This window comes from Ruegeria sp. AL12 (assembly GCF_056540885.1).
The window spans coordinates 1,231,930-1,252,799 of sequence record NZ_JBQFXN010000001.1 but is presented as its reverse complement, the minus strand read 5'-3'; the positions used below and the strand labels follow the sequence as shown (position 1 = coordinate 1,252,799).

At 59.5% G+C, this 20,870-nt stretch carries 23 protein-coding genes; 8 read left to right on the top strand and 15 right to left on the bottom strand.

The window, feature by feature from the left end; translation table 11 throughout:
* Window positions 1–5: 5 nt before the first annotated feature.
* The 4 genes from ACR0C6_RS06300 to ACR0C6_RS06285 all read left to right on the top strand — a co-directional run bounded on the left by ACR0C6_RS06300 (window position 6) and on the right by ACR0C6_RS06285 (window position 3,431).
* The gene (locus ACR0C6_RS06300; protein WP_152457702.1) at window positions 6–995 is read left to right on the top strand and encodes an ABC transporter substrate-binding protein; all 990 of its coding nucleotides are present in this window, start codon (window positions 6–8) and stop codon (window positions 993–995) included.
* 157 nt (window positions 996–1,152) lie between these two features.
* Window positions 1,153–1,866: an ABC transporter permease gene (locus tag ACR0C6_RS06295; protein WP_171228560.1), complete on the top strand. Its 714-nt coding sequence runs from the start codon at window positions 1,153–1,155 to the stop codon at window positions 1,864–1,866.
* On the top strand, window positions 1,859–2,593 hold the full coding sequence (locus ACR0C6_RS06290; RefSeq protein ID WP_480618674.1) for an ATP-binding cassette domain-containing protein: 735 nt from the start codon (window positions 1,859–1,861) through the stop codon (window positions 2,591–2,593). The genes ACR0C6_RS06295 and ACR0C6_RS06290 overlap by 8 nt, the downstream gene beginning before the upstream one ends.
* Window positions 2,594–2,615: 22 nt before the next feature.
* Window positions 2,616–3,431 carry an ABC transporter substrate-binding protein gene (locus ACR0C6_RS06285; protein WP_171228562.1) on the top strand — a complete coding sequence of 272 codons (816 nt, stop codon included), beginning with the start codon at window positions 2,616–2,618 and terminating at the stop codon, window positions 3,429–3,431.
* 49 nt (window positions 3,432–3,480) lie between these two features.
* Here ACR0C6_RS06285 and ACR0C6_RS06280 read toward each other — a convergent pair whose 3' ends face one another.
* From ACR0C6_RS06280 to ACR0C6_RS06230, 11 genes are all read right to left on the bottom strand, one after another.
* Entirely contained in the window at window positions 3,481–4,353 is an 873-nt protein-coding gene (locus ACR0C6_RS06280; protein WP_480444864.1) for a substrate-binding domain-containing protein, read from the bottom strand.
* Entirely contained in the window at window positions 4,354–4,479 is a 126-nt protein-coding gene (locus ACR0C6_RS06275; protein ID WP_256367747.1) for a hypothetical protein, read from the bottom strand.
* Between the two features lie 13 nt (window positions 4,480–4,492).
* Entirely contained in the window at window positions 4,493–5,755 is a 1,263-nt protein-coding gene (locus ACR0C6_RS06270; RefSeq protein ID WP_480444865.1) for a c-type cytochrome, read from the bottom strand.
* A complete protein-coding gene (locus ACR0C6_RS06265; RefSeq protein WP_480444867.1) occupies window positions 5,756–6,952 on the bottom strand; it encodes a formate dehydrogenase subunit gamma in 1,197 nt (398 codons plus the stop codon).
* Window positions 6,953–6,979: 27 nt separating this feature from the next.
* Window positions 6,980–7,330, bottom strand: a complete 351-nt coding sequence (locus ACR0C6_RS06260; protein ID WP_480444868.1) for a putative quinol monooxygenase — start codon at window positions 7,328–7,330, stop codon at window positions 6,980–6,982.
* Between the two features lie 111 nt (window positions 7,331–7,441).
* Complete coding sequence (gene fdh3B, locus ACR0C6_RS06255) at window positions 7,442–8,035, bottom strand: formate dehydrogenase FDH3 subunit beta (RefSeq protein WP_010439472.1); 594 nt, start codon at window positions 8,033–8,035, stop codon at window positions 7,442–7,444.
* Window positions 8,036–8,047: 12 nt separating this feature from the next.
* On the bottom strand, window positions 8,048–10,942 hold the full coding sequence (locus ACR0C6_RS06250) for a formate dehydrogenase subunit alpha (protein ID WP_152457710.1): 2,895 nt from the start codon (window positions 10,940–10,942) through the stop codon (window positions 8,048–8,050).
* Window positions 10,943–11,047: 105 nt separating this feature from the next.
* The gene (locus tag ACR0C6_RS06245; RefSeq protein ID WP_171116379.1) at window positions 11,048–11,236 is read right to left on the bottom strand and encodes a ubiquinol-cytochrome c reductase iron-sulfur subunit N-terminal domain-containing protein; all 189 of its coding nucleotides are present in this window, start codon (window positions 11,234–11,236) and stop codon (window positions 11,048–11,050) included.
* Window positions 11,237–11,293: 57 nt separating this feature from the next.
* Entirely contained in the window at window positions 11,294–11,905 is a 612-nt protein-coding gene (locus ACR0C6_RS06240; RefSeq protein WP_171231802.1) for a TorD/DmsD family molecular chaperone, read from the bottom strand.
* Window positions 11,906–11,909: 4 nt separating this feature from the next.
* Window positions 11,910–12,491 (bottom strand): DUF3306 domain-containing protein, encoded by a 582-nt coding sequence (locus ACR0C6_RS06235; protein WP_480618673.1) that lies wholly within the window; start codon window positions 12,489–12,491, stop codon window positions 11,910–11,912.
* Window positions 12,488–13,042, bottom strand: a complete 555-nt coding sequence (locus tag ACR0C6_RS06230; RefSeq protein ID WP_480618672.1) for a DUF3305 domain-containing protein — start codon at window positions 13,040–13,042, stop codon at window positions 12,488–12,490. The genes ACR0C6_RS06235 and ACR0C6_RS06230 overlap by 4 nt, the downstream gene beginning before the upstream one ends.
* Window positions 13,043–13,304: 262 nt before the next feature.
* On the opposite strand from ACR0C6_RS06230, the gene ACR0C6_RS06225 reads away from it, so the two are divergent.
* Window positions 13,305–15,257, top strand: coding sequence for a 4Fe-4S binding protein (locus tag ACR0C6_RS06225; RefSeq protein ID WP_480618671.1), 1,953 nt, complete (start codon window positions 13,305–13,307; stop codon window positions 15,255–15,257).
* Here the strand turns inward: ACR0C6_RS06225 and ACR0C6_RS06220 are convergent.
* Window positions 15,251–15,979, bottom strand: coding sequence for a c-type cytochrome (locus ACR0C6_RS06220; RefSeq protein ID WP_480444872.1), 729 nt, complete (start codon window positions 15,977–15,979; stop codon window positions 15,251–15,253). The genes ACR0C6_RS06225 and ACR0C6_RS06220 overlap by 7 nt on opposite strands.
* Before the next feature lie 122 nt (window positions 15,980–16,101).
* Between ACR0C6_RS06220 and ACR0C6_RS06215 the strand changes: the two genes are divergently transcribed.
* From ACR0C6_RS06215 to ACR0C6_RS06205, 3 genes are read left to right on the top strand one after another with little or no spacing between them, the layout of a single operon-like run.
* Entirely contained in the window at window positions 16,102–17,163 is a 1,062-nt protein-coding gene (locus ACR0C6_RS06215; RefSeq protein ID WP_480618670.1) for an Mrp/NBP35 family ATP-binding protein, read from the top strand.
* Window positions 17,160–17,858, top strand: a complete 699-nt coding sequence (locus ACR0C6_RS06210) for a biotin/lipoate--protein ligase family protein (protein WP_480618669.1) — start codon at window positions 17,160–17,162, stop codon at window positions 17,856–17,858. The genes ACR0C6_RS06215 and ACR0C6_RS06210 overlap by 4 nt, the downstream gene beginning before the upstream one ends.
* Complete coding sequence (locus ACR0C6_RS06205; protein WP_480618668.1) at window positions 17,855–18,334, top strand: DUF6505 family protein; 480 nt, start codon at window positions 17,855–17,857, stop codon at window positions 18,332–18,334. The genes ACR0C6_RS06210 and ACR0C6_RS06205 overlap by 4 nt, the downstream gene beginning before the upstream one ends.
* On the opposite strand, the gene ACR0C6_RS06200 is transcribed toward ACR0C6_RS06205, so the two are convergent.
* The 3 genes from ACR0C6_RS06200 to ACR0C6_RS06190 form a co-directional block, all read right to left on the bottom strand.
* Window positions 18,331–18,831: a flavin reductase family protein gene (locus ACR0C6_RS06200; RefSeq protein WP_171204599.1), complete on the bottom strand. Its 501-nt coding sequence runs from the start codon at window positions 18,829–18,831 to the stop codon at window positions 18,331–18,333. The genes ACR0C6_RS06205 and ACR0C6_RS06200 overlap by 4 nt on opposite strands.
* An 88-nt stretch (window positions 18,832–18,919) precedes the next feature.
* The gene (locus ACR0C6_RS06195; RefSeq protein ID WP_171168521.1) at window positions 18,920–20,332 is read right to left on the bottom strand and encodes a 3'-5' exonuclease; all 1,413 of its coding nucleotides are present in this window, start codon (window positions 20,330–20,332) and stop codon (window positions 18,920–18,922) included.
* A 2-nt stretch (window positions 20,333–20,334) separates the two neighbouring features.
* Window positions 20,335–20,853 (bottom strand): hypothetical protein, encoded by a 519-nt coding sequence (locus tag ACR0C6_RS06190; protein ID WP_171363000.1) that lies wholly within the window; start codon window positions 20,851–20,853, stop codon window positions 20,335–20,337.
* Between the last annotated feature and the right edge of the window lie 17 nt (window positions 20,854–20,870).

Genomic DNA, 20,870 nt, shown 5'->3' with positions numbered 1-20,870 from the left:
TGAAGATGAACAAGCTACTCAGCGGGGCGGTTGCCGCCTTTAGCCTGGCAGCCAGTGCGGCGCTGGCGGCGGATGAGGTGACATTGCAACTGAAATGGGTCACGCAAGCACAGTTCGCGGGCTATTATGTTGCCAAGGACAAGGGCTTTTACGAAGAAGAGGGGCTGGACGTCACCATTCTGCCCGGCGGGCCTGACATCGCTCCGACGCAAGTGATTGCAGGCGGTGGCGCCGATGTGACCGTCGAATGGATGCCTGCCGCGCTGGCTGCCCGTGAAAAAGGGCTGCCGCTGGTGAACATCGCGCAACCGTTCAAAAGCTCGGGCATGATGCTGACCTGCTGGAAAGACGCCGGGATCTCGTCGCCCGAAGACCTCAAGAACCGCACGCTGGGTGTCTGGTTCTTTGGCAACGAGTTTCCCTTCATGAGCTGGATGAGCCAGTTGGGCATCAGCACCGATGGCAAAAGCGAAAACGGAGTGGAAGTTCTGAAGCAGGGCTTCAACGTCGACCCGTTGCTTCAGCGTCAGGCGGATTGCATCAGCACCATGACCTACAATGAATACTGGCAGGTCATCGATGCCGGTGTCAGCCCGGATGAGCTGGTGACCTTCAAATACGAAGACCAGGGCGTGGCAACGCTGGAAGACGGTCTCTATGTGCTGGAAGAGAACCTGAGCGACGCGGCTTTCGCCGACAAGATGGAGCGGTTTGTTCGCGCGTCGATGAAGGGATGGAAATATGCCGAGGAGAACCCGGACGAAGCGGCGGAAATCGTTCTGGAAAACGATGCAACCGGTGCCCAGACGGAAGAGCACCAAAAGCGTATGATGGGTGAGATCGCCAAGTTGACCGCAGGGTCGAACGGCGCGCTGGACCCGGCTGATTTCGACCGCACCGTCAACACATTGCTGGCAGGCGGGTCTGATCCGGTTATTACCAAAAAGCCCGAAGGGGCCTGGACACATCAGATCACCGATGCTGCACTGAATTGATCTCAGCCTTTCCTTAGGGAATTGAAGCGCGGTCCCAAGCGGGGCCGCGTTTTTCATTCTAAATGCCGGATATGTGTCTGTACTCGACCTGAAATCAGAGTAGTATTTGCCTGTAAACGAACGCATTTCATACGAAATGTGAATTTCACGGGATTAAATGCAGGGATTTGCATCAGAATTCAACTCTGCCATCGCGCTGATCTTTGAGGGAGACTCAGAGCTGTGGGCGATTGTGCTGTTGTCCCTGAAAGTATCCGTGTTTGCGGTTCTGATTTCTGCCCTGATCGGCATGCCCGTCGGTGCCGCTCTGGCTGTGGCCAGGTTTCCGGGGCGGCGGATGCTGATCGTTCTGATGAATGCCCTGATGGGGTTCCCGCCCGTGGTCGTGGGGCTGCTGGTCTATCTGATGCTGTCCCGCTCGGGCCCGTTGGGTGTGCTAGAGCTTTTGTATACCCCGACGGCCATGATCATTGCGCAGGTCGTGTTGGTCACTCCCATTATCGCGGCATTGACCCGGCAGGTGGTCGAAATGCTGGCCGAGGAATATTCCGAACAGCTGCGATCACTGGGCGTGTCGCGGCTTGCATCGGTTCCCGTGCTTCTCTGGGATGCGCGGCTGGCACTGGTTACCGCCTTGCTTGCGGGGTTTGGGCGCGCCATTGCCGAGGTCGGCGCGGTGATCATCGTGGGCGGCAACATCAATCATGTGACGCGCGTGATGACGACGACGATCGCGTTGGAGACGTCGAAGGGAAATCTGGCGCTGGCTCTGGCGCTGGGGGCAATTCTGATCGGGATCGCGGTGGCCGTGAACGCGATGGTCAGCGCGGTCAGCCTGCGGGCCGAACGGGAAGGGGTGCGTCATGCGTGACCTGTTCTGCGACGCGGTGAATTGCCTGAAGGTCGAGAACCTGCAAATCCGCAGTAACGGCAAGGCGTTGTTGGATGTCTCGTCATTGGTTCTGGATGGGCCGGGGCCAACCTTGATTCTTGGCCCCAACGGTGCAGGCAAAAGCCTGCTGCTGCGCTGTCTTCACGGGCTGATCACGCCGGATCGGGGACAGGTCGTCCAGGATGGAAAACCGCTGGGCGCGGCACAGAAAGCCCGCCAGGCCATGGTGTTTCAGAAACCGGTTCTGCTGCGTCGATCGGTTGCGGCAAACCTTGACTTCGTTCTCAAGCGTCAAGGCATGGGGCGAAGGGCCCGTAAGGCCCGTATCGCCGAATTGCTGGCCGAAGGCGGGCTGGACGGCAAGGCCAGACAACCCGCGCGGTCATTGTCCGGGGGAGAAGCGCAGCGATTGGCGATTCTCCGTGCGCTGGCGCTGGACCCCGAGACCTTGTTTCTGGACGAGCCCACCAGCGCTCTGGATCCCAGCGCGACCCAGATGATCGAACGAATGATATTGCGGGCATCGGCTCGGGCTGTGCGGATCGTGATGGTGACGCATGATATCGGTCAAGCACGTCGTTTGGCCTCGGACGTGGTCATGATGCAGGGCGGGCATATCGTGGAACATGGTGTGGCAAAACAGGTTTTGGATTCACCCGAAAGCGATGCGTCGCGCCGCTATTTAGCGGGCGGATTGGTTACTTGAAACTGAGAAAGCGGAGAGAGTGATGTTCCGAAAAGCAATTCGGGCAGCGGCGGTGGCTTTGGGCCTGTTGACCAGCGCGGTTTCGGCGGAAGAGCCGTTTATTGTGGTGCAGTCGACCACGTCCACACAGAACTCGGGACTGTTGGAATACATTCTGCCGTGGTTCGAAGCCGATTCAGGTATCGATGTCCGTGTCGTGGCGGTTGGAACCGGTCAGGCCATTCGCAACGCCATCAACGGGGACGGGGATGTTCTTTTGGTTCACTCCAAACCAGCCGAGGAGAAATTCGTTGCTGACGGTTGGGGCGTAGAGCGGAAGGATCTGATGTACAATGATTTCGTTCTGGTCGGTCCCAAGTCTGACCCTGCCGGAATTCGCGGCGGCGCCGATGTGTTGGCCGCGCTGTCGAAAATCGCCGAGGCCGAAGCGCCGTTTGCATCACGCGGTGACGACAGCGGAACACACAAGGCTGAACTGGGCTATTGGTCCGCGGCCGGGCTGGACCCTACCGAAGCTTCGGGTACGTGGTATCGCGAGACCGGATCTGGTATGGGGGCGACGCTGAACGTGGCCAGTGGAATGGATGCCTATACGCTGACGGATCGGGCCACGTGGCTGTCTTTTGGGAACCGCGGAAATCTTGAGGTATTGGTCGAAGGGGATCCGCGCCTGTTCAATCAATACGGCGTGATTCTTGTAAACCCTGACAAGCACGCGCATGTGCGGGCGACGGCCGGCCAGCGTTTCATCGACTGGCTGACGGGGCCGGACGGGCAGGAGGCGATTGCGTCGTTCAGGCTGGACGGGCAGCAGGTGTTCTTTCCGAACGCCGACTAAGCCGGCCTGCGGCGGGCGCATCCTGACAAGGTAAAAGGCGGATGAGGGCTCAACCGCTGGCACCGTTGTGGTGGATCGTGCCCAGGCCCGACAGGTCGTAGCCACCGAATTCACGGGCCCTTTGCGCAAATTGATCCGAGCGCAGCAGCGTTATCAGTTTCTGCATTGGCGGATCAAAATATGACCTGCGCCAAATCGCCAGATCCAGCCTCTCGGAATGGGTGGGGACGAAACCCAGGTTGTAAAGCCCTGCCAAAGCCCCCAGCCCAAAGCCGGCCTCGGCCTTTTCGCCGTGAAGGGCGATGGCCAGTTCCTCTTCCGTGCGTGCGCAGCCGGGGGTCGCGTCCAGATCGTCTCGGCTCATGCCATGGGCTTCCAGCTGGCTGTCGAACAGGTGTTGGCTGGCCGCACTGTCCTGACGCATGATCACGCGGCGCGATTTGAGATCCTTGAACGTTTTGATATCCGATATGCCCGGGGCAAGAAGCAGCCCGCGCTGGCGCCGGGCGATTTCATACAACACCACCGGCCCTTCGCCCAAGGCGTCCCGCAGGGATTTTTCGTTGAACCCTCCGTCTTCGTGGATGTGCAATACAGCCGCTTGTGCGCTGCGTTCGCTCAGCCGTGTCAGCCCGTCAAAGGAGCCGTCGTAATAGGTGGCAAGCCCCGATCCGCTTTCACGCAGCGCCCAGTCCAACAGAGGATCATGGCTGCCTGCTACAATCGGAGGCAGAGGCGGTTCGGCCACCTGCGGACCGGATCGCGACGCGTTGAGCCAGGCAATGATTTCGGCGCGCGGGAACAGCAGTTTGCCCATGGCGCGAACACAGGGCACCTCGCCCGAGGAGGCAAGATCATAGGCCTTGCGCTCGCCGATGCGCAGCAGATCGGCCAGTTCGCGGGTGGTCAGGTATTGTGACATTCAGTCGAGGCGCACGGCAGAGCCGGACGTGGCATCGGCGGCGGTGAAACCGATCCGATCCAGCACGACAGGGGCTGCCACTGCAATGACGACCATTGCGGCGACCGCGGCAAGAAAGGCTTTCATGGTCTCCTCCTGTTCAGTTCCGGGCACCCGTTGCGCGGCGCAGAAAAGCAATAAGATCCTGACGATCCTGAGCTTGTGTAATTCGCTGCATCGGCATCTTGGACCCCGGAATGTAATGGTCAGGCCCTTCGTCGAAAAGAGCATTTATTGTTTCGTCATTCCAAATGATATCAGAGCCTTGCAGCGTATCCGAGTACAAATATCCCGGTAACGTGCCCGCGCGTCTGCCGAAAACCCCGTGCAAGGAGGGGCCTGCGCGGCGCTGACTGTTGGGGGTGAGGCTGTGACAGATCGAACATTTCCGCGCGAACTGACGCTCACCATTGTCCATCTCGTCGGGGTTTTGCAGAAAACTCGGCTCGGCAGAAGCCATCTGTTGCCGGTCGGACGAGGCGGTGACCGGCCAACTGTACATGGCCTCGTCGATCCCGCCAGCATGGATGTTTTCACCATCGACCGAAAAGGCTAGGGCCCAGACTGGTCCTCGCAACGTTGCACGAAAGTCCTGTGCGATGCGCCAGTCCGAGGTATCGATGACCATAATATAGCCTTCGCCGTCGCCCACGGCCAGAAACCGACTATCCGGACTGAGCGCCATGGCAAGGATCGGGCGACGATCCAGAGTGAAATCGCGTTCTTCACCGGTGGAAAGGTCCAGAATTCGGGTCACTCCGTCAACGGCACCGTAAGCGATCCAGTCGTCCTGTTCATTCAGGACCAGTTCGTTGATGCCGAACCCGTGTTCGATGAGCCGGTTGATCTCTTGCCCGTTCGAGATGTCCCAAATGCGCAGCGACCCATCCATGCCTGCGGAATAAAGCCGTGTGCCGTCAGAAGAAAACACCACGGCGTTCACACCGCTTCCGGTTGGCCCGAGAGTTGTGGGCGCGGCTCCGTTCACGGGCCAAAGCCCAATCGTTCCGTCCCAACTGGCGGTTGCGACGTGGGTCTTGGACGCTGCCAGACCCACGATCTTGCCCTGATGTCGCCCAACCACGTCGCCACCGGGCCACTTGCGCAGGGTGAAGTCATCTCCGGCCGAGTAGATGGCCGTGCCATTGAAGGCAACGGCGTTCACGGCGGCTTCGTGACCTTCCAGCCATTCGGGGGTCCGATCAGCCCACAGTCCGACGGAATTGTCGAAACTGGCTGTTGCGATACGCCCGTCCGGGGCTGTGGCGATCCCCATGATTGGGCCGCCATGTCCCTTGAGCGTGAAGAATTCGGCCGAGGCGGGCAGAGGGATCAGCGCCAGGGCCAGAACCAGCCCTCGCATCTATTCAGCAGGCGAGGCGGCGGTTTTGCCTGCCTCTTTTTCCTGAACTTCTTCCAGCCACAAAGAGTGGTGTTCACGGGCCCATTGTTCTTCGACCTCGCCGGTGCCCATGGCGTCAAAGGCGCCCTCCATTCCGACAGAGCCGAGATAGATATGCGCCACGATGATCGCAATGAACACATAAGCAACCATCACGTGCCAGACCTGAGCATATTGCATTTCTTCCTGCGGCGACATCTGCTCCGGCAGGTTCAGGCCCATCATTTGCGGAATACCGGTCGAATTGGCGATCTGGAAGGTTTTGGCAAACAAGGGCATCTCGAACGGGAACAACAGCGACAGGCCTGACAGGCTGATGGAGACGCCCAGCAGGATGCAGGCCCAGAATATGATCTTTTGACCGGCGTTGAACTTCTTTGCCGGCGGGTGGCTGTTCTTGGTGAACAACCCGCCACCTGCGGCCAGCCATTTCAGATCGACGCGGTTGGGGATGTTATGGGCAATCCAGTTTACCGTGACGATGATCAGGCCCAGCATGAAGGCCCAGGCCAGATTGTTGTGCAACCACTTGCAGCCCTGTGCGAGGGCCGCAAAGCCCTCTTTCCCGAAAACCGGGATCAGGAAGTCGCGCCCATAAAGCGTCAGCAGGCCCGTGACGCCAAGGATCAGGAACGACCCGGCAAACAGCCAATGGCCGAACCGCTCGAACCCGTTGAAACGTGTGACCGTGCGGCCGGTTTTTTCACCGTCGATGCGAATTTTGCCTCGGATCAGGAAAAACAACAGGATGATGCCCAGCATCCCGGCAATGATATAGGTGCCGTATTCGCGCAGCGGTCCGGTGCGGAAGGTCAGCCACCACATGCCGCCATCCTGTATCAGCACGCTGTCTGCCGGACCATGAGAAGACACCGTCACATCAGCCGAGCCATAGCGCAAAGCGCGATACACGTCACTGTCCGAGGCCACACCCCGCGTGCCAAGCTGCCCCAGCAACCCCTCGGCATTGCCCTGACCCGTGTTCTCGGAACGATAGCTGTTGTCGACGGTTTCACCACGCTGCCGGGCAAGAATATCTTCCAGCGTTGTCGCTCCGCCGGTCGAGGTGCGCTCATCCGCCGTGGGTTCAGAGGTCTCTTGCGCCCATGCGGCTCCGGTCAGAAAAATCGAAACGAGCAGAAACTGAAACAGACGCATAGGGATATCCTCCTGTGCATTTTCATATCAGCGGTCAAATCCACCGATTTGCTGGTGAAAAACGGCGCCGACTGGCGTGAGCGCTTCGCGAAGATCATCCTTGGCCGGACCATACACGTCCAACCCCACTGGCGTCAGAAGGGCCAGAAACCGTTCAGCGAAGTTAGCACCAAAATTTTGCATATGTATCATGGCATCTTCGGAACTGGCATAGCGTTCGTAGATATGAACAGCCGAACCGGTCATGTGCCATTCATAGCTTATGGCGCCGGTTTCTTGCAGCGTGGCCGCGACCATTTCCGCCATAAGCGCTTCGAACTCATCCTTTTTATCCAGATTGAGGTCAAGCTTCAGCAGCCAGTAAACATCATTGGTCATGCATGCCTCTCAAATACGTTTGCTGTGACGTTGCAGGAAACGGATCCCCGATCACATCACCTGAAAAGCCCCCCGCAAATGGCGGGAGGCTGTTTTGTCAAAAGCCGGATTTCAGCCGTCTTTCTGGTCGTAGGCCGTGCCCCAGCCCCAGGCGCCCGAGCCGAAACCGCGCGCCACGACGCGTTCACGGTAAACTGCGGAAACCACGTCGCCGTCACCGGCCAGCAGGGCCTTGGTGGAACACATTTCGGCGCAGATGGGCAGCTTGCCCTCGGCGATCCGGTTGCGACCGTATTTGGCGAACTCTGCGGTCGAGTGCGTTTCCTCGGGGCCGCCGGCGCAGAAGGTACATTTGTCCATCTTGCCGCGCGATCCGAAGTTACCCGCCTGCGGATATTGCGGCGCGCCGAAGGGGCACGCATAGAAGCAATAGCCGCAGCCAATGCACAGGTCCTTGGAGTGCAGCACGACCCCTTCTTCGTTCTGATAGAAGCAGTCGACCGGGCACACCGCCATGCAAGGCGCATCCGAACAATGCATACAGGCGACCGAGATCGAGCGTTCGCCCGGGTTGCCGTCATTGATCGTCACCACCCTGCGGCGGTTGATGCCCCACGGCACCTCGTGTTCGTTCTTACACGCGGTTACGCAGGCGTTGCACTCGATGCAGCGTTCAGCGTCGCAGAGAAACTTTGCTCTAGCCATTTATCGTCCTCCTTACGCTGCCCAGATCTTGCAGAGAGTCGCCTTGGTCTCCTGCATCTGGGTCACTGAATCATAGCCATAGGTCTGGGCGGTGTTGGTACTTTCACCCAGCACATAGGGGTCTGCACCTTTGGGGTATTTCTCCCTCAGGTCCTCGCCCTGGAAATGGCCGCCGAAGTGGAACGGCATGAAGGCCACGCCGGCACCGACCCTGTTGGTCAGCATCGCCATCACCTTGACCTTGCCGCCCTCGGGGCCTTCGACCCAGACCTGTGATCCGTCCCGAATGCCAAGGTTGTTGGCATCACGCGGGTTGATCTCGACGAACATGTCCTGCTGAAGCTCGGCCAACCACGGATTCGACCTGGTTTCGTCACCGCCGCCTTCATATTCGACCAGACGACCAGACGTAAGGATTATCGGGTAATCCTTTGAAAAGTCGTTCTTCTGGATCGAAGCATAAAGGGTGGGCAGGCGATAGGCCTGACGGTCCTCGTAGGTGGGATAATCCGCCACCAGATCGCGCCGATTGGTATAGAGCGGCTCGCGATGCAGTGGGATCGGATCCGGGAAGGTCCAGACAACCGCGCGGGCCTTGGCGTTCCCGAAGGGCGCACAGCCATGTGCGATCGCGACCCGCTGGATGCCGCCGGACAGGTCGGTTTTCCAGTTGGTCTTTGGTCCGGCCACGGCGTCGATGGCCGCGCGTTCCTCGGCCGTCAGATCACCGTCCCAGCCAAGATCCATCAGCATCTGCATCGTAAACTCAGGGTATCCATCCTGAATTTCCGATCCAACGCTATAGACCCCTTCGGCCAGCAGGTTGTCGCCGTCGCGTTCCACGCCGAAACGGGCGCGGAAGGTCAGGCCGCCTTCAGCCACCGGTTTGGACATGTCATAGAGGTTTGGTGTCCCCGTATGGCCCATTTCCGGTGTGCCCCAACAGGGCCACGGTAGACCGTAATATTCGCCGTCGTTTGGTCCACCAATGGCTTGCAGCGTGGTTCTGTCGAACGTGTGCTGGTTGGCCATATGGCTTTTCAGACGTTCCGGCGACTGACCGGTATAGCCGATGGTCCAGAGGCCCGAGTTGAACTCACGCGTGATGCTTTCAACATTCGGGGTTTCGGGGTCTTCCATCTCGATATTGCGGAAGAACCGGTCCGCCCAGCCGAATTTGTTGGCGAATTTGGCCATGATGACCTCGTCCGGCAGGCTTTCGAACAGCGGATCGACCACCTTGTCGCGCCACTGCAACGACCGGTTCGAAGCCGTGACCGAGCCACGGGTTTCGAACTGCGTACAGGCGGGCAACAGGTAGACGCCATCGGTACGGTCATGCAAAACGGCGGAAACGGTGGGATACGGGTCGATCACGACCAGCATGTCCAGCTTTTCCATCGCCGTCTTCATTTCCGTCATCCGGGTCTGCGAGTTGGGCGCGTGGCCCCACAGAACCATGGCGCGGACATTGTTGTCCTGATCCATGTTGGCCGGGTCTTCCAGAACACCGTCAATCCAGCGAGAAACAGGAATGCCGCGCTCGTTCTGCAGCGGTTTGTCCTTGCCGTCCTTGTCCTTGATCGTGGCGAATTGACCGGCCAGCCATTCAGGTTCTTCGCCCCAGACGCGGGCCCAGTGACCCCATGCGCCTGCGGACAGGCCATAATAGCCGGGCAGGGTATGGGAAAGAACACCAAGGTCCGTTGCGCCCTGAACATTGTCATGACCGCGGAAGATGTTGGTGCCACCACCCGAGGTTCCCATGTTGCCCAGTGCAAGCTGAAGTACGCAGTACGCGCGGGTGTTGTTGTTGCCGTTGGTATGCTGCGTCCCGCCCATGCACCAGACAACCGTTCCGGGACGGTTGTTGGCCATCGTGCGGGCAACCCGCTTCAACTGCGACCCCGGAGTGCCGGTGACACGTTCCACCTCATCCGGGTTCCACTTGGCAACTTCCTCGCGGATCTGATCCATGCCCCAGACACGGGTGCGGATGAATTCCTTGTCTTCCCAACCGTTGTCGAAGATGTGCCACAGGATACCCCAGATCAGCGCAACGTCCGTGCCGGGGCGGAAGCGGACATATTCATCCGCATGCGCCGCGGTACGCGTAAAGCGCGGATCGCAGACGATCAGCGGGGCGTTGTTCTGCTCTTTTGCGCGCAGAATATGCAGCAGCGAGACGGGATGCGCCTCGGCAGGGTTGCCGCCGATGATGAAGATCGCCTTGCTGTTGTGCATGTCGTTGTAGCTGTTGGTCATGGCGCCGTAGCCCCATGTATTCGCAACGCCAGCAACCGTGGTTGAGTGGCAGATCCGGGCCTGATGGTCCACGTTGTTCGTGCCCCAGTAGGCGGCGAACTTGCGGAACAGATAGGCCTGTTCGTTGTTGTGCTTGGCGGAACCCAGCCAGTACACGCTGTCAGGCCCGGATTCTTCGCGGATGCTCATCATGCCGTCGCCGATCTCGTTGATCGCCTCTTCCCAGCTGATGCGCTTCCACTCTCCGCCTTCCTTTTTCATCGGATATTTCAGGCGGCGCTCGCCATGGGCGTGCTCGCGAACGGCGGCACCCTTGGCGCAATGGGCGCCCAGGTTGAACGGACTGTCCCAGCCGGGCTCCTGCCCGATCCAGACGCCGTTCTGAACTTCGGCAACCACCGTGCAACCGACCGAACAATGCGTGCAGACGGATTTGATGTTCTCGACAGCCGTGTTGGCTGCGGTCTGGGCGCTGGCTGGCGTCACGGTTCCACCCGTGGCGCTGATCGCGGCAAGGCCGCCGATCGTCAGGCCCGAGCCACGCAGGAATGCGCGGCGATCGACGGTTTTCTCGCCGACCTGGGACAGGATACTTGTCCGCTGGGGGCGTCTCGCAACCCCGTTGGTCTTTTTCCTAAGCATTTGTTTCCTCCCTTGCGCGCCGTGTATGCCACGGCTGGCTTGGTACTGCTGAAGCCGACGTCGGGGCCAATCGCAACCGTCAGTCGGGTGTGAAAACGTCCGATCCTAGAACCGGGTGCTTTCGATGTAGGCGCGTGTATGCGCGGTATCCTGGATGCGGGTATCGTCTGTCGGCGCTTCGGCCGCTTCGGCTTTCCCGGTCAGGCTGGCGGCGGCAACAGCAGCAGGCGCTGCGGTTCCGGCCAGTTTGAGGAAGTCGCGGCGTGTGGCGCCTTCTTCCTTGGTCTTGCTCATGGGCTCCTCCTGTCCCAATTGCGGTTTGGTGCCCACGGGGCACCGGCGATGTGCGGGCTACCCCGCTGTCATCCGGAACGCTTCGCGCTCGATCTCCATGAATACCCGACCGGCGGTGCCGACGGATGCATAGAGAACCGAGTTTTCAGCAGCTTCCAAATCCGAATAGAAATGTGCGGCCCATGGGCCGATATGTTTGCTCCAGAATGCTTTCTGGTCTTCAAGCGATGCCGGGCTGCCAAAACGCCCAACGATCATGCCTGCCATCATCTCCATCAATGAGGCGATGTTGTCCTCGGGCTCGAACACGTTCTGGGCGCGTGTGATCCCGCGCACCGCCATGTCATTGCGAAGCTGCGCCAGAGGTTTCTCGTTCAGAAAACCCGTGAGGTAGAAGCTGGCATAGGGCAGCAATTCGCCCCGACCCAAACCGATGAACAATGCATTGAATTCCCGTTCCGCGGCGGCGGGCTTGGTGACCTTTGCAACCCGCGCCATGGCCTGGATGGCCTGACCAAGATCAGTGTCATCACCGCTGAGGCCCGCCATTTGATCCAGCAGCATCTGGTCGGGTGGACCGGCCAGCAGCAAGCCCAGAAAGTTGTAGAAATCCGCGCGCAGGCGATCCTCGGCTGAAACGTCCAGAGTGTGCGCGTCACTTGCGGTCATTCGGTCATCCTTCAAATTCAAATGTCATACGACGTGGCGCCGGGGGAAGGTCGATTTCTTCCGGCTCGTCCGCGCGGGCGACGGAAACCGGCTCGGGCCCGGTATCGGGTTCGACCGGCTCGGCCTCGGGTTCAGCGCGCGTATCGCCTTCGCTTTCAGCAGCATCGTCTTTGATCTCTTCCGCGTGGGCCGCCAGTGCTTCGATATGTGCCAGCATACCTTTTCCAACCTGATAGGCGGTTTGCATGTTTTCGATCACGCAGGCCGCATCGGTGTAGTCCTCGCCGTAATCAACCAGCCCGTCGACATTGGCCAGAACCGGGTTCAGCCGCCACAGCCGACGCAAAGCCCGACGGCGCAGGCGATCAGGCACGGCCTTGGCCATGAAGCCCGAAACATCGTCGCCGGGTTGCAGGGTCTCTGGGTCGGGAAGGTTGAACTCGGCGAGGATCTCGGCGTCATCCTTTTCTTCCAGCTCCGCTTGCCGTTCTGCGATCGCCTGTTCTTCAAGGGCCAGTGCCTCGGCCTCGGCTTCGGCGTGAACGGCGGCCTTTCGGCGAGACCAGAAATCATCGGGCCGGTTCATTGCAGCGCCTTTCTCGGGGCGCGATACACGTCCGACGTCTGCCGGATACGAGCATCACCCTTACCGTCTTCAACCAGATCTGTCCGCTTCTTGTCGCGGCGGCGCTTGACGAAAACTTCGTGCTGATGATGTTTCAAAGTAAAATCGCGGACCCAGGCAATCAGCCCTTCAGTCATCGGGATCTTCTCGACAATTTCTTCACCGGTATCCGCGTAATCCTGCCCCTCGAACGGAGAGGCGGTGATCAGAACTGCATTCAGGGGAGTTTCGCCTTTCAGTTCGTCCCGCAGCACAAGGTACAGCGAAGGCTGCCCATCCGACAAGTTAACCATGTAGGCTTCGGTTTCATCTGCCCAGAGCGTCAGGGGCAAGGTGGCCGCGTGATACTCGACGGCATCGCCTTCGCGGCGCAGTTCCTGCCAGTCGGTCGGCCCCGCGCCGGGTAAAAGGGCCACAGCGCGCCAGTTCCACCGGGCCCACCGTGTGACCCCGGGTGTCTTGCGCACGATGACGCCAACCGGCATTTCAGTCTGGCTTGCGGCCTTGGCCACTGGCTCCTCCCCGAAAGGCTCTCCCCTGCCTTTCCAAGTCCACTATGGTACACAAACTGGCTGTGTGCCAAGCCTAAGCTCTACGACTTTGGTCGTAGTCCAGGGTAGCAACTGCGTGAGCAGGCCTGTGAATGCTTGTGTTTCGTGGCATTTATTGCCGAAATTCAACCCTATGCAGGAAACGCGGCAAGGGGTTGAAGTTGCTTTCCCGGGGGTACAGCCTAGTGTGGATTGAACCGGGACGGTTGCCCGAGGAGAGGATATGGCCACGAAACTACTGCTATGTGATTGCGCCGGAACACAGGCAATCGATCCGGACAAGATCGAAAGCGCCTGCGGCGTTGCCTGTTCTAGGTTGCATACGGCGCTTTGTACCGATGAGTTGCAGTCCGCCGCTGCCTTGATGAAAGAAGGTGATACCGTCATCGCTTGTGCGCAAGAGCATGACGTTTTCAGGTCACTGGCCGAAGACCTGAATATCGACGTGCCCGGATTTGTCGATCTGCGCGATCGGGCCGGGTGGTCAGACCAAGGTGCGGATGCGACCCCCAAGATGGCCGCTTTGGCGGCCGAGGCCGTTCTGGCGCAACCGGTCACACCCAGCGTGGATGTCTTCAGTGAAGGCACCTGTTTCATCATCGGACCCGGTGCGGTGGCCTTTGATCTGGCAGAGCGTCTGGCGGATACGTTGGCAGTGACCGTCATGACGACCGATTTGTCAGAGCCCCTGTCGCGCGCCTATGACGTGGTGCGGGGGCGGCTGCGTTCGGTTTCCGGTGCGCTTGGTGGGTTTTCGTTGCGTCTGGACGCGCTTCAGCAAGTCGTGCCCGGTGGGCGCGGCGCGTTTGCTTGGACCGATCCAAAGGACGGTGCGCTTTCATCGTGTGACATTGTCATTGATCTGGCAGGAGACACGCCCTTTGTTCAAGCCCCGGACAAGCGCGAAGGCTATTTGCGGGCTGATCCCAGGGATGCGGTTTCCGTGGAGCGTCTGGCTTTTGAAGCCGCGCAATTGGTGGGGACATTCGAAAAGCCACTTTATGTGCGGGTGGAAGAAACCCTGTGTGCCCATTCCCGGGCCGAGCAGGTGGGCTGTACCAATTGTCTGGATATCTGCCCAACCGGTGCGATTTCCCCGGCGGGCGAGCATGTGGCGATTGACCCGATGGTATGTGCAGGCTGTGGTGCTTGCGCCGCGCTGTGCCCTTCAACGGCCATAACCTATGAAGACCCACCTGTTTCGGCGCTGTTGTCGCGGATGCATATTCTGGCTCGCACTTTTCGACGGGCTGGCGGCACCACGCCTCGGTTGCTTGTACATGACGCCCACGGGGCCGAAATGATCCGGTTGGCGGCGCGTTTCGGGCGTGGATTACCTTCGGACGTGATCCCATTGGAATTGAATGTGATATCTGGCTTTGGCCATGCCGAGATGCTGGCTGCTCTGGCGCATGGGTTCGCGCGGGTGGATGTGCTGTTGGCGCCGACGACTGAACGCGAGGCGTTGAACCGGGAGCTTGAATTGGCACATGCAATTGCTGGCCCCGAGGGTATAGGCCTGGTTGACGAAGCAGACCCCGATGCGATGTCCGATCTGCTGTACGGGCAAGCGGTGCCCCGGCCTTTGTCCGATCCGGTCTTGCCTATGGGCAATCGCCGGCAAATCGCGCGGCTGGCAGCACAGGCGCTGAACCCGCAGGCTGAATCGCCTTTGCTGCTGCCCGAAAATGCGCCTTACGGGGCGGTTGCAGTGAATACCGACAGCTGCACCCTGTGCCTCAGCTGTGTGTCGCTGTGCCCATCCGGTGCGTTGATCGACAATCCGGACAAGCCGCAATTGAACTTCCAGCAAGATGCCTGTCTGCAATGCGGGATGTGCAAGACCATATGCCCCGAGGATGCGATAACGCTTGTTCCACAACTTGATCTCAGCGATGCGGCCCTGTCACAGCAGGTTCTGAACGAAGAAGAACCTTTTGCTTGCGTGGAATGCGGGGCATTGTTCGGCGTGAAATCCACCGTTGAGCGGATCATGGAGAAGCTTTCGGGCACGCATCCGATGTTCGCGACGTCGGATCAGGCGCGGATGATCCAGATGTGTGACAATTGCCGGGTGAACGTGCAGTTCCAACAGCAAGACAATCCTTTCCAGTCAAAGCCCAAGCCTCGGGTCGTCACGACCGAGGATTACTATTCAGACAGAAAGGATCACTGAAGTTTCAGGGGTGCACCCAGATCCGCAGCGTCGATGCGCGATACGAACGCCAGGATCGCGTCAAGATCGTCCAATGTCATCTCAACCGGGTGAATAGGAGACGGGCGTTCGGGATCGAAAGGCGGGGTCAGACCGTCGATCTGTGTGAATGCGGGGTGGGGGTTCAGGGCGAAAAACGCTTCGAATCGCTGCGACCAGTCGGGCATTGCGCGCAGAACGGCGAAAGAGGGGGTCGACCCCAGGCCATTCATGCGGTTCCTTGGCCCGATGACATGACAGCGTCCGCAATGGGTCATCGAAAGTTCCTCGCCAAGTTGGGTGTCGCCCTCGACGATGTCACCGGACTCAACCACGGCAATATCAAAATTGGCAGAGTAGGGCCCACCGTCTGCCGGAGCAAAGCTTTCCACCGTGCGCTTGCCGATATCCGACTTCAGCCATTCAAGAAAACGGGACTGGCGGTCGTTGTCTTCGATACGCAGGTGATAGATCACGTCGTTGCGGGCAAAAACAGGATCACCGGGCGGCGCGGTTTCCAGCACCATGACCCCGGCGTCGTCTGCAATAACACGGATCCCGGTCTTGAGAGAGAAGCGAGGAAGGATATGTTGCAACAAGCCGGAGTCTTTAACCTCTGCCGGGGCCGCAAGGCCAATCGCCTCTTGTGACCAAGAGGGGGTGGCAGAGAGCGTCAGGCTCAGGCACAAGAGGACAAAGCGCATGGCTCAACGTAACTTCGCGGGGCGGGATGCGTCAAATGTACAGACAAAGACGGAGACACGTGCAATGAGCGCCGAGTCGATACGCACGCCCCTGTCAGCAGGGCGGATCAAGGGGAACAAGCATGAGTGTTCGTGACGCGGTTCTGGCGAACCTGAAAAAGATCACCGACCCGGTATCCGGGCAGGACATCGTAAGCGCAGGCATCGTGCGCGCCTTGAATGTGGAAGGCGACACGGTACGCTTCGTGCTTGAGGTCGACCCGAAATATGCGGAAAAGATGGAACCCGTCCGCGCCACGGCTGAAAAGGCCGCTCAGATGGTGGAAGGCGTGGCAAATGTTTCGGCCTTGATGACCGCGCATTCCGACAAGGCACCGCCGGATCTGAAACCGAAACCCAAGCCATCGCAAACCGGGCCGCAGGCAGTGCCGGGTGTGGATCGGATCATCGCCGTTGCCTCTGGCAAGGGTGGGGTTGGCAAATCCACCGTTTCGGCCAACCTTGCCTGCGCATTGGCTGCGGAAGGCCGGCGTGTGGGTCTGCTGGATGCGGATGTTTACGGGCCGTCGCAACCCCGGATGTTGGGTGTCTCGGGCCGTCCGGCCAGCCCTGACGGCAAGACGATCCTGCCGCTGCGCAACCACGGCGTCACCATGATGTCGATGGGTTTGATGACCAATGAAGGTCAGGCGGTTGTCTGGCGCGGGCCGATGCTGATGGGTGCGCTGCAACAGATGATGAGCCAAGTGCAATGGGGCGCGCTGGACGTTCTGATCGTCGATCTGCCGCCCGGCACCGGTGATGTGCAACTGACGCTGAGCCAGAAGTTCAAGGTGGATGGTGCCATTGTCGTCTCAACGCCGCAGGACGTGGCCCTGATTGATGCCCGCAAGGGGATCGACATGTTCAACCAGCTCAAGACACCCATTGTCGGGATGATCGAAAACATGTCCACGCATATCTGTTCGAACTGTGGGCACGAAGAACATGTTTTCGGTCATGGTGGTGTCAAGTCCGAGGCAGAGGCGCTGGGCGTGCCGCTGCTGGGTGAAATCCCCTTGCATCTGGACATCCGCGTCGCCGCCGACGGTGGTGCGCCCATCGTGGTCAGCAAACCTGACAGCCCGCAGGCCGAGGCATTCCGCAAGATCGCCCGCGACATGATCGCCAAAGGCAACGCATGAGCCAGCCGGTTTTCCCACCCTTGCTGACGGGCCACCCGGTTCAGGGTGGGGAAGACCCGTTCGAGCGCGCGCAAGCCATGGCTGCGCTAGGCTGTGATGCGGGGACGGTTGTCTACAATATTCAGGCGGATTTCCTGCGCGTGGCAATTGTTTTTGCCCCCGAGGTACCGTTGCAGGATGCCGTGGCGATGCTGCCGCTTTGTGCTGTGGGATTCCAGAACGCGCTGGGTGCTTTGGCCCCGCCAGAGGTTGCGGTGCATCTGGGTTGGGATGGTCTGATTTGCGTGAACGGCGCGCGGTGCGGCCGGTTTCGCGCGGCTGCGTCAACATCAATGCTCGAAGAAGAGCCGGACTGGCTGATCGTCGGTTGGGAGCTGACGCTGTTGCAAACCAGTGATGCGCCGGGTGAAACCCCTGATATCACCGCGCTGTACGATGAAGGCTGTGCCGAGGTTTCTGCAACGCAGTTGGTGGAAAGCTGGTCACGACACATGTTGACCTGGCTCAACCGTTGGCAGGAGGATGGCAACGCGTCCTTGCACGCCGAATGGATGGGCCTGCTGCGCGGCGTGGGCGAACCGCTGATCGATGGTGGTGTATTCCTTGGAACGGATGAACGTTTCGGGATGCTGATCCGCGACGGGGTCGACACGCATCTGCGCCCACTAACTGACTTGTTGGAGAACCGAGAATGAAACTGGCCCGAGCGATCCATTTCGACGAAAGCGACATAAACGTGTTTCATTCCCCGGCACGCACCGGAGAGTGGTGCGTTTCGGGTGGGTTTGAGTTTTCCAACTGGGGGCTGGGCGATCTTGAAGGCAAGGCACGACAGGCATTTGCGAATGGCTGGCTGGGGTTGGAAACCTTTGGTCGGGTGACTTTTGTCGCCGTGACGCAGATCGAAGCCGCAGAGAAAGATCAGATTGCGCATAACCTGGCCGAACATTTTGTGCAGTTCTATGGCGCACCCTCGGTCGAGGCCGCATTGGGCGTTGCGCAAGCTGAAATCGACCACATGTCAGAGTTGTGCGAAGACCATACGGCCAACACGCTGTTGACCGTCGCAAGGGAACTGACAGAGACAGGCGTGCACGAAGCCTTTCGCGTGATCACTCCGCAGGACGCGGAACTGGAGGCGTTGGCGGTTCACGGGTCGCTGGACGATTAGATCAGGTCGACAAACCCGCCGAACTGCCCGCGTTTGAAAATCAGCCCTTTGCCGGTGCGATACATGACCTGCTCTACCTGACCCACGATGATCAGATGATCCCCTGCGTCATGACGGGCATGAAGGCGGCAATCGAACCGGGCCAGACACTGGGCCAGATGTGGACGCCCGGCCTCATCCTCGGTCCAGTCGGCATGTGAGAAATCCGCCCCATCGCGTGCAAACCGCAACGCCTGATCCTGCTGATCCTGCGCCATGACGTGGATCGAATAGAGATCACAGGTACTGAACGTATCAAATCGGAATGATTCCTTGGCCAGACACCACAGGACCAGTGGCGGATCCAACGAGACTGAGGCAAATGAATTCACCGTTATGGCACGCGGGCCATTGTCGGATTGCGCGGTAATCACCGTGACACCGGTGCCAAAGCAACCCAGCGCTTCCCGAAAGGCGGGGCTTTGATCCGGGGTCGGTCTGAAGGTCTTTTCGGTCATCGCGCGCTTAATCCTTGGCCGCGCATCAGGTGCCATGCGTGGCCCGGATTGTCCATGAAAAGCTGACTGCCGGGTGCAATTTGTGCTGTCAGTTCAGATCTTCCAGCAAACGACCATGTTTGCGGGTTTCCATAATCACCTCGCCAAAAGTCGTGAGGCCGCGTGCTTGCAGGATCGGCAGCATCTTGATCAATGCCTCGGCCGTGGCAACCGCGTCGCCCAGTGCGGTATGGCGCAACGTTTCGGGGATCGTGATTTCCAGCCGTTCACACAAGGCGTCCAGTGTGTGCGTATCGCTTGCCCCGAACAGCACCGCAGACAGCAAAACCGTGTCGAGTATCGGATGATCCCACTCGACACCCATCCGTTTGGCATGGCGGCGTAGGAACGCCATGTCGAACGGGGCATTGTGCGCCACGATCACCGCGTCGCGCGAAAACTGATGGAATACGCGTCCGGCTTCGGCGATATCGGGCGCCCCCTGAACCATACGATCGCTGATCTTGTGTACTTTGGTCGAGGCCGGGGGAATCGGAATGCCGGGATCAACCAGCATGTCCAGATGCTCACCCTGAACGATTTTACCATTCAGAACGCGCACTGCGCCGATCTGCACGATCTCATCCTTGTGAGGTAGCAAACCGGTTGTTTCCGTGTCGAAAACCACGAAACACAGATCCGACAGGGGGCGGTTCTCGAACGCATCATCCCCCGGTGTATTGAGAAGTTCGAAATCATAAACCAGCGGGCGGGCATCGTCCGGTGACATATGTGTCGCGCTGTCTTCGAAGACAAGCATATATCCGGGTGCATCCCCCAAGGGTTTCATCCTGGCGGAATAGGTCTGCCGCCCGTCCACGCTGGACAGGGTGCAATAGACGTCCTTTCCGGTTTTGCACATCTTGGCATATGCGTCCGTCAGGCCGGTGGCTTCGAGATATTCGAAAAGAGATGCGTTCAGTCGAGGATGCGCGATCTGGGCGAGAACCTCGGCGGCCTGCCCGTCGTACAGAACGATCTGATGTTTCGGACTGGCCAGCAGCATGGCCACCGGGATTTCCGTCAGCAGCGCGGTCAGGCGCTGTTTTTCGGCGGCCAGATGCGCGGTTTCGGCGGCCACGGCCTCGGCTGTGCGCATGGCGTTCGAGGCCAGTTGTTCCGCCAATCCCGCCGCTGCCGGGGCAAGATCACCCAGATACCGCGCGGCCTGCATGTCCAGGTCAGTGCTTACACCGGCATGTGCACGGGCCCGCAGCTGGGCGGAAAGCCGTTCGATCGGTTTGGCGACGTTGTCGTCGAACAGCAGCCAAACACCCGCGACCAGTGCCAGAAATCCAAATCCGATCAGGATTTCGGCGAAGACGAAATCATTCAGCAGACCGGGGTTTCCCGCACGGGAATAGGTGATCCAGAGAGCGGTGGCGCTGATGGCAACCCCGCCAAGGGCGAGGAGACAGAAGAACAGAAAAATCCTGAGCCTCAAACTCAATCCGGTCAGCATGATTACACCCCGCAAGTGGCTGCGATGACGGGGTCATTGGCTCCGGCTGCTATCCAGTCAGCGTTCACCAGACGCCCGTCCTCGGCAAATTCGGCACCATCCGCCAGGTTGGCGCGGCGGCCTTCTGCACAATTCACGGCCACCGGCAGTTTCGAAACCGGAGCCCAGCGGCCAAAGAAGTACAGATCGACAAGCCGTTGTTCCGGAACGTTTTCGTTTGTGCGCACCGATACGGTGTCGATTGCGGCAAACCGGTCAACGAACGGCACCGCGTAGGTCCAGGGACGATAAAACGCGCGGCTTTCGACCTCTTGCACGATGGTCATCTCTTCCGGCAGTTGGTCGCGCGTGCGATCGTACCAGGAATATTCGCTGTTGATGGTCATCGCGATCATTCCAAGACCGGCCGCAACCGGCGTTGTCCATTTTGGCAAACGCCCTCCGGTCAGCTTGTTCAGCAGAAGAACGATGCCGGCACATGCGACCCCTGCGAAAATCGTGCCGATCAGTTCCAGAAACATGTGGTCTCTCCGTTGGT

What these genes read in the sequence shown, in the direction of transcription:
- ACR0C6_RS06290 (WP_480618674.1), top strand. Translation starts at nt 1,859, where the DNA reads ATGCGTGACCTGTTCTGCGACGCGGTGAATTGCCTGAAGGTCGAGAAC.
- ACR0C6_RS06210 (WP_480618669.1), top strand. Translation starts at nt 17,160, where the DNA reads ATGAGCCAGCCGGTTTTCCCACCCTTGCTGACGGGCCACCCGGTTCAG.
- ACR0C6_RS06205 (WP_480618668.1), top strand. Translation starts at nt 17,855, where the DNA reads ATGAAACTGGCCCGAGCGATCCATTTCGACGAAAGCGACATAAACGTG.
- ACR0C6_RS06275 (WP_256367747.1), bottom strand. Translation starts at nt 4,479, where the DNA reads ATGAAAGCCTTTCTTGCCGCGGTCGCCGCAATGGTCGTCATTGCAGTG.
- fdh3B (WP_010439472.1), bottom strand. Translation starts at nt 8,035, where the DNA reads ATGGCTAGAGCAAAGTTTCTCTGCGACGCTGAACGCTGCATCGAGTGC.
- ACR0C6_RS06270 (WP_480444865.1), bottom strand. Translation starts at nt 5,755, where the DNA reads ATGCGAGGGCTGGTTCTGGCCCTGGCGCTGATCCCTCTGCCCGCCTCG.
- ACR0C6_RS06300 (WP_152457702.1), top strand. Translation starts at nt 6, where the DNA reads ATGAACAAGCTACTCAGCGGGGCGGTTGCCGCCTTTAGCCTGGCAGCC.
- ACR0C6_RS06265 (WP_480444867.1), bottom strand. Translation starts at nt 6,952, where the DNA reads ATGCGTCTGTTTCAGTTTCTGCTCGTTTCGATTTTTCTGACCGGAGCC.
- ACR0C6_RS06220 (WP_480444872.1), bottom strand. Translation starts at nt 15,979, where the DNA reads ATGCGCTTTGTCCTCTTGTGCCTGAGCCTGACGCTCTCTGCCACCCCC.
- ACR0C6_RS06200 (WP_171204599.1), bottom strand. Translation starts at nt 18,831, where the DNA reads ATGACCGAAAAGACCTTCAGACCGACCCCGGATCAAAGCCCCGCCTTT.
- ACR0C6_RS06240 (WP_171231802.1), bottom strand. Translation starts at nt 11,905, where the DNA reads ATGACCGCAAGTGACGCGCACACTCTGGACGTTTCAGCCGAGGATCGC.
- ACR0C6_RS06235 (WP_480618673.1), bottom strand. Translation starts at nt 12,491, where the DNA reads ATGAACCGGCCCGATGATTTCTGGTCTCGCCGAAAGGCCGCCGTTCAC.
- ACR0C6_RS06285 (WP_171228562.1), top strand. Translation starts at nt 2,616, where the DNA reads ATGTTCCGAAAAGCAATTCGGGCAGCGGCGGTGGCTTTGGGCCTGTTG.
- ACR0C6_RS06225 (WP_480618671.1), top strand. Translation starts at nt 13,305, where the DNA reads ATGGCCACGAAACTACTGCTATGTGATTGCGCCGGAACACAGGCAATC.
- ACR0C6_RS06215 (WP_480618670.1), top strand. Translation starts at nt 16,102, where the DNA reads ATGAGTGTTCGTGACGCGGTTCTGGCGAACCTGAAAAAGATCACCGAC.
- ACR0C6_RS06295 (WP_171228560.1), top strand. Translation starts at nt 1,153, where the DNA reads ATGCAGGGATTTGCATCAGAATTCAACTCTGCCATCGCGCTGATCTTT.
- ACR0C6_RS06250 (WP_152457710.1), bottom strand. Translation starts at nt 10,942, where the DNA reads ATGCTTAGGAAAAAGACCAACGGGGTTGCGAGACGCCCCCAGCGGACA.
- ACR0C6_RS06280 (WP_480444864.1), bottom strand. Translation starts at nt 4,353, where the DNA reads ATGTCACAATACCTGACCACCCGCGAACTGGCCGATCTGCTGCGCATC.
- ACR0C6_RS06190 (WP_171363000.1), bottom strand. Translation starts at nt 20,853, where the DNA reads ATGTTTCTGGAACTGATCGGCACGATTTTCGCAGGGGTCGCATGTGCC.
- ACR0C6_RS06260 (WP_480444868.1), bottom strand. Translation starts at nt 7,330, where the DNA reads ATGACCAATGATGTTTACTGGCTGCTGAAGCTTGACCTCAATCTGGAT.
- ACR0C6_RS06195 (WP_171168521.1), bottom strand. Translation starts at nt 20,332, where the DNA reads ATGCTGACCGGATTGAGTTTGAGGCTCAGGATTTTTCTGTTCTTCTGT.
- ACR0C6_RS06245 (WP_171116379.1), bottom strand. Translation starts at nt 11,236, where the DNA reads ATGAGCAAGACCAAGGAAGAAGGCGCCACACGCCGCGACTTCCTCAAA.